The 6913-nt window shown below is 69.9% G+C and carries 9 protein-coding genes; all 9 read left to right on the top strand.

The annotated features are described in order from the left end of the window. A partial coding sequence (locus JW592_RS32215) for a hypothetical protein (RefSeq protein WP_209268834.1) occupies positions 1–1041 on the top strand: 1041 nt, incomplete at its 5' end. Positions 1042–1250: 209 nt separating this feature from the next. Next, positions 1251–1508 carry a hypothetical protein gene (locus JW592_RS32210; protein ID WP_209268833.1) on the top strand — a complete coding sequence of 86 codons (258 nt, stop codon included), beginning with the start codon at positions 1251–1253 and terminating at the stop codon, positions 1506–1508. Positions 1509–1585: 77 nt separating this feature from the next. Continuing rightward, on the top strand, positions 1586–1825 hold the full coding sequence (locus JW592_RS32205; protein WP_209268832.1) for a hypothetical protein: 240 nt from the start codon (positions 1586–1588) through the stop codon (positions 1823–1825). A gap of 71 nt (positions 1826–1896) precedes the next feature. Further along, positions 1897–2307, top strand: coding sequence for a DUF6573 family protein (locus JW592_RS32200; protein ID WP_209268831.1), 411 nt, complete (start codon positions 1897–1899; stop codon positions 2305–2307). A 63-nt stretch (positions 2308–2370) separates the two neighbouring features. After that, positions 2371–2709, top strand: coding sequence for a hypothetical protein (locus JW592_RS32195; protein ID WP_209268830.1), 339 nt, complete (start codon positions 2371–2373; stop codon positions 2707–2709). Positions 2710–3085: 376 nt separating this feature from the next. Beyond that, positions 3086–4876: a ParB/RepB/Spo0J family partition protein gene (locus tag JW592_RS32190; protein ID WP_209268829.1), complete on the top strand. Its 1791-nt coding sequence runs from the start codon at positions 3086–3088 to the stop codon at positions 4874–4876. Positions 4877–5342: 466 nt separating this feature from the next. After that, the gene (locus tag JW592_RS32185) at positions 5343–5627 is read left to right on the top strand and encodes a hypothetical protein (protein WP_209268828.1); all 285 of its coding nucleotides are present in this window, start codon (positions 5343–5345) and stop codon (positions 5625–5627) included. A gap of 83 nt (positions 5628–5710) precedes the next feature. Then, complete coding sequence (locus JW592_RS32180; RefSeq protein WP_209268827.1) at positions 5711–6052, top strand: hypothetical protein; 342 nt, start codon at positions 5711–5713, stop codon at positions 6050–6052. Positions 6053–6135: 83 nt separating this feature from the next. Further along, positions 6136–6913, top strand: a 778-nt coding sequence (locus JW592_RS32175) for a hypothetical protein (RefSeq protein ID WP_209268826.1), incomplete at its 3' end; no start/stop codon positions are given.

Genomic DNA, 6913 nt, shown 5'->3' with positions numbered 1-6913 from the left:
CTTCCCGCCCTTGCGAAGATCGACGGAATCTGGCACTGCGTCATCTCTGGTGAGCTGTTCACGGTCACCAAGTCCGGCCGCACCTGGGCCGTCACCCGCGCCGCCGAATCGGCTGACCAGGCCCCGGTCGCCTCCGGCCGTACTCGCAAGGAAGCGCTCAGCGCAGCCCTGACCGTGCTCTCAGTGTCCTTGGCCCTCCCCGAACCCAGCGTCACCCATGTCGGCGCCAGGGAGAACGCACGGGACGGCGGCGTACACATCACCGTCGAGGGTGTGGTGTCGGTGTTCTACCGGCTGGAGCGGGATGGATACGTCGAGCCGTGCGGCAAGTGCTCCGGTAAAGGCCACATCCTCGGCTATGAGTACGTGGAGGGTGGCGTGTGCTTCAACTGCCGGGGGCTTGGATCGCGCGATGTCCCGCTGCCCCTGGAGGACCGAGTCAATGACGTGAGGCGCCTGGCCGACGACACCCGTAAGCGCGATGAGCGCTTCATCATCGACACTGCCAGGCGGCGGGCAGCGTGGACCGCGTACGCCACCGCCGAGCCCGAAATGGCTAAGTGGATAGAGGGCGATGACAGCGAATTCGCGCGTGACATGAGGAAGCTGATTCTCTCCGGGAAGCCCATGACACCCCGCCAGGCGCAAGCCGCTCGCCGCGCCGCCGGGGACTACGCCCGGCGCGACGAGCGTGCAGCCGCCGAAGCCGCTGCGCGAGCCGAGCGCATCGCTACCGCACGTCCGCTGGCCGAGGGGGAGACGGTCGCCCACGAGGGGACGGTCACGCTCGCCAAGGTTGTTGACGGCGCGTACGGAGCCAGCAAGCTCCTGCTGGTCGACGCAGGGGACGGCCTCACCCTGAAGGTCTTCAGCACCAGCAAGGCAGCTTGGAGGGCCGAGGAAGGGGACCGGTTGCACATCGCGGGTACCGCCAAGGCGCCCCAGGACGATCGGTACGACGGCGCGCCGCAGACCCCCGTGGCCCGACCGCGCGTCACCCTCCTGGCAACAGCCGAGGAGAGCGACCAGGTAGCGGCATAGTCGGCCACGAGCGGAACGGCAGCTCGCCGTTCCGCTCGCCTTCCCGGGCTGAATAAACGATCTTGGAAATCCGGGGAAAAGCTCTGGTCGGAGGCCGTTTCCGGCTTGCCAGATCAGGCCCAACGCTGGTAATGTTGGTCTTGTTGGAAGGGGATGGCACCCCGAACAACACGAACCACTCGAAACCCGACCACCGGAGGACACCAACCATGAACCAGCAGATCACCGAGCAGTCGGTCAGCTACCTGCATTGGCACAGGGACGGTGGATTGCTCGCTGTTATGAAGTTCCCCGCCGGAACCCCCCGCGAGGCCATTACCACTTGGAGCGAGCGAGTCGCCCAGAACGGGGGCGCGGCGGTTGAGGTGTACGAACCCAACCCAACCCCGCCGACCACGGAGGAGGACAGGGCCAGGTTCGCGCGGAAGCTGGCGGCCGCGAGGGCCGCGCGGCTCGCACGGAACTGAAGCCTTGCCCCCCGGGGGGCGGCGGATGGCACCGCCGCCCCCGGCCCCCTCGAAACCCACCGACGAAAGGTCACCCTGTGGCGTTCTACCTGTTGTTCGGGTTCCTGTACCTCACAGGCGTAAGTTCGCCGTTCGACCTGGCCCAGGACCTCACGGCCGGGGAACGGCCTGCCCGTCGCGCCGAATTGGCCCTGTCGTTGGCCGTGTGGTGCGCCGCACTCTCGCTATGGCCCCTCGTTGTCGCCCTGCGCGCGGCGGAGGCCCTGCGCTGCTGGACCGACCAGCTCACGGCTGCTCGCAGGCCCGGCCACTTCTGAACACCCCGCCGGGGTGGCGGATGGCACCGCCCCCGGCACGACTCGAAACCCGCACGAAGAGAGGCATTCCCATGGCCATGACTGGCACCGTCTACACCCGCGCACACGCCATCAAGGACGGCCTACTGATCGAGGCAGACCCCGGGATTGCCGAAGAGATGGAGTTCCCCGCCCCGGTCGCCATGACCGAGGCCGTCCACCGCGACTGTGTCGCAGTCCCCGAGGCGTACGCCTGGACGACCGGTATCCGGCTGGACGAGACCGAGCGGGAATGGGACCTCTTGCTCACCGCGTCCCGCGCGATCAAGGCCGCCGCAGGCTCCGGCCGCCAGCCCCGGCTCGCGCTCACTTTCTACCGCGTCCCCGCCGACGGCATCACCCGCGACGCCCGGCGCGTGACCCTCGTGGCCGAGTCATCGCCCGGAGACCACGGCGAGCGCGTCATCACCATCATGCGCCCCACAGAGCGCCTGCCCTACTGAGACCGTCCGGCCGGGCGGCGGATGGCACCGCCGCCCGGCCCCTCGAAACCCGACATCCGCAGAATGGAGCACACCATCATGACCATCGCTACCCCCCGACTCGATCACTTCACGGCGAACGGCACGGGCGGCAGGAACCCGCGCGTCCTCCTGGCCGACGGGAATTGGCTCAGGGTCCAGGGTGAGCCCGGAGCCGCTGAGTTCCAGGAGGTCTATCTCGCTGAAGGGCTCGACGCACCCGATGAGCAGTGGGAGGAACTGGAAGACCACATCGAGCTCTGGCTGATCTCCGGTGAAGAGCTCATTGAGGGGCGACTGTTCTACGACGTTCCGGTTGCTGCCGTCCGCGCGCTCATCGAGGAGCACGGCGGGGAAAGGGCCGAGCAAGACCCCCTTCCCTGATATCGCGCGATGAGAAGTTCTCCGACTCCGCTCCGGCCAGCACGGCCGGGGCGGAGTCGGAACGCGCCGAGCGCGACGGCCGCCGTCGTTCGCTGGGGTGGCCGCGCCGCCTCTCGGGCAAACTGTCCGCGACCGCCGGCCGGACCGCGCCGGAGTCGCTGGCCGCGCCTGCCGGTGGCGGGCGGCGCGGCGTCAGCCCTGCGTGAAGGATCTGGCGGGCGGCCCGGCTCGATTTCCCGAAAAACCCTGGGCATGGGACCTAAGCCCTTGGAAATCAGGTCCAGCACTGGTAATGTTGATCTCGTTGGAAGGGGGTGGCGCCCCGAACCAACACCACTACTCGAAACCCGCATCAACGAAGGGAATCACCTTGACCGTGACGCAGAACGAGCAGGTCCCGGCCGCCATCGCAGAAGAGGCGGACGCCGGACGGCTGGAGTGGATCGACCCGCTCACCGACTTCCGTCCCGACGAGCCCGAGGAAAGCCGGGTCATCGTCGACCCGTTCAACCACCGCAAGAAGCGTGAGGACGGTGAGGAGGACACCACCGAGCCCGACCCCGGCCTGATCGCCAGCGTGGACGCCGTGGGCGTCCAGCAGGCTCCGGTCCTGCGGCCCCAGGTGGGAGAGTACGAGAGCAAGCTGGGCATCGTCATGGGACAGCGCCGCATGAAGGCGGCGCGCGCCGCCGCTGAGAAGGCCGTGGCCGAGGGCCGCCAGTACCGGAAGGTCCGCGTGATCGTCCGCGACGACCTGAAGGGTGTGAACGACGAGGCCCTGGCCGGGTCCATGGTCGAGAACGTCCACCGCGCGGCGGCCAGCGTCCAGGACGACCTGGAAGCCGCCCAGCAGCTCGCCCTCATGGTCAACGCCAAGCGGGTCCCGAAGGCCCGCAAGACCCAGCTCGCGGCCGCTATCGGCCGGACGACGGAGGAGCTGGACGCCGCCCCCCGGGTGGCCGTGATCGCCCCCGAGGTGATCGAGGAACTGTGGGAGGAGGGGGCAGAGTTCGACTGGGTCGAGCAGGCCGACTATGCCGAGGTCCAGGACGTGCCCAACGCCCTGTGGAAGCTGGAGCAGGCCAAGCGGAAGGACGCCGCCGAGGGCAACGCCAAGCGGGGCGCGTGGCGTCAGGCCATGCAGGCGCTGAAGACCGAGAAGGAGAAGGCCGAGCGCATCGCGGCGACCACGGCCGAGCTGGCCAAGAAGATGATCCCTGTCATCGGCTGGCCCTACAACTGGCACTTCAGCACCGCTCGCCCACTGGAGGAGCTGGAGAGCTCGATCGGCCGCCCGCTGACCGAAGCCGGTCACAACGAGACCTGCGAGGGACACGCGGCCACGTTCGACCCGGCAGACGGCGAAGTGGTGTGGGTGTGCGGCGACTTCAAGAAGCACGGGCACCGGATCATCGGAGCTGCTCAGAACCAGGACGGCCCGAGCGAGGAGGCCGACGCCGAGCGCGAGGCCGCCCGCGCCGAAGCGCGGCGCGTGAAGGCCAACAACGCCGCCTGGCGGTCGGTGCGCGAAGTGCGGCAGGCGTTCATCGCCGACATGTGCCAGGACAAGGGCGAGGCCCCGGCCGACGTGAAGGACCTGGTGCTGGCGACGATCCTCACGGGCCGCTACACGTACACCCACTACGTGACGGCCGACTACGGCAGGCTGCTGTCGACGTTTCTGAAGGACGCGAACCTGAAGCACGCCCCGGCCGACGTGGTGGCCAAGCTGGTCAAGCGCACGGGAGCCCGGCGGTACTGGTGGCTCCTGTATGCACACGTGGCGGGCATGTACGAGTTCGAGCACATGACCGACGAGGCATGGCGCGGCAAGAAGGACGAGTTCGGTCGGCGCAAGCCCATCGAGCGCGAGACGGTCGAATGGCTGAGCTTCCTGAAGAAGCACGGCTACAGCCTCGCCGAGATCGAGGAGGAGACCCTGGCCACCGCCCAGCGGCAGGCCGAGGAGGAGGCCGAGCGCAAGGCCGAGCGCGAACGCCGGGAGCGTGAGCGCCAGGAGGCCGCCCGGGTCAAGCGGGAGGCCGAGGAGGAGGATGCGCGGCAGGTCGAGGACGCCCAGGAGGACGAGGGGCGCGAGACCGACACCGAGCCCGCCGAGGACGACGGAGCGGAGGCGGCCGACGGCCAGGAAGGCGACGGCGAGTAGCAGCAGTCACCGGGCCCGCCAGGGCGGGCCCGCCCCAGCCGGGGCGGCGGATAGCACCGCCGCCCCGGCGGTCGCCGTCGTCCAGTGCGGCGCCGCCCGCAGTATCAACGTCATGTGAGCTCCCGAGTGGAGCGTCGCGCCGGGCGGAATGTCCGGGACGAAAACCGGCGACCGCCCTGCCATAAGGCAGGACCCCCCGCACAAGTGCGGCAGGCTGGCGCGGTCGCCGGTTCCTCGAAACCCGCACCGCGCGTGGTGGCGACATCCCAAAAGGGGCGCTACTTCCACGCGATACGAGGTACTCCCAGGGTAACGGGTCGGAGGCCGGCTGCGAAAAAGACCCAGGAAACGTGCGGACAGCCCTTCCATCACCGGGGTAAACCTGGTATTGTTGTCATTGCTGGCAGGGGATGGCACCCCGACCAGCACCACCACTCGAAACCCGACCCACCCGAGGGATACGCACATGACCACGACCACACAATTCCCGCAGGCCCCGCTGGCAGCTCTGCGGGACCGCCTCCTGGCCACCGCCGCCGACAACGACCGCGCTCCGCAGGAGGAGCTGGACGGTCTCAGCGACAGCGTGCTCGCCGCCTACTGGCACGGCTACCTCACCGCCAGCCGCAGCGGCCTCAACAGCACCGAGTTGCACGCCATCGCCTTCGGGTCGGCGCTCGACGCCCCGATGTACGCGGTGTGCACCGACACCCGCAACCTTCGGGACGCCCTGGCCCGATCGTTCCAGTAGCCAGCCCCTGCCCGGGGGCGGCGGATGGCACCGCCGCCCCCGGCCCCCTCGAAACCCCCACACCCCACAAGGAGCACCGCAGCGTGAACGACGACTTCAACGCCCGAGTCATCCCCGCCTTCCCCCGCCAGAACTCCGGCGTCCGGTTGGTCGACCTCACCACGGGCAAGGAGATCAAACCCGGCCAGACGATCCCCGAGCCCTACGGCCACGGTCACATCACCTACGTCGGCCCGAGTGTCCACACCCGCGAAGGAGACACGATGCCCCGGCCGGGCCGTGTCGCTGTCGTCCGGTACACCACCCCCGCGACCGACTGGGCGTTCCTGCCCGCCGAGCTGAACGCCCGGTACGTGGACGCCGACGCCCCGCACGGCGAGGGTGACGACGGCCAGCTCCCCCCGCAGAACCGCCGCAGCGAGTAGTACGCGGCGCCCCTGCCCGGGGGCGGCGGATGGCACCGCCGCCCCCGGCCCCCTCGAAACCCTCACCCCTAGGAGAAGATCGCATGACCCCCGCCACTCCGCCTCCGGCCCTCACCGGCGGCGACGCCGCCGCAGCCCGCCACCGCAGGGACCTGCTGGTGACCGGGAACGGCGGCCGGATGCTCGCGGAGACCATCGGCCGCCCGGTCCTCCGCGCCCGCCAGACTGCCCAGACCTACCGCGCCGCCGTTCAGGACATCGAGAACAACCGGTGCAACGCGCCCGACAGCCGCTGGCTGCGGGTGCAGTCCGCCGTGTGCCACCAGCGGGCCCGGATCGCCGCCGACGAGCAGGCCCTGGCCATCGAGAACAACCAGCCGGCCCAGGCCGCCCGGTGGTCCGCCCTCGCCACCGCCTACGGGCGGGCAGGCAGGCACCTCGCCCACACGGTGCCCAACGCGGGCGCAGCAGTCGCCATGCTGACCGCCGCCGCCATCGCCCTGGAGAAGACCGTTCTCCCCCTCCCGGCCCAAGCTGGACTCACCGAAGGGACCGCGCTCCTGTCCAACATCCCTGCCTTCCGGATCGACACCGGCCGCCAGGCCCTCGCCGCCGCCCGGACCGGCGACGGCCCGCTGGGCAAGGCCATCAACGGCGTCGAGGTCGAACTCCTGTTGTTCGCCTGCTGGGCCGAGGGCCAGCACGAGACCGGCCACCACGTGGCGCGGCAGGCCGTGCGCGCGCTGGACCGCGCCCGCAACGCCGAGGAGGACCCGCAGGCCCTGGCGGCCGCTCTCCATCTGGCTGAGCAGGCCCTGGACACGGCCGAGACCATCACCACCCGCAACGACGAGGAGCACA

Source organism: Streptomyces spirodelae, assembly GCF_017676385.1.
GTDB classification, from domain to species: domain Bacteria; phylum Actinomycetota; class Actinomycetes; order Streptomycetales; family Streptomycetaceae; genus Streptomyces; species Streptomyces spirodelae.
This window is presented reverse-complemented; position numbering and strand designations above follow the sequence as displayed.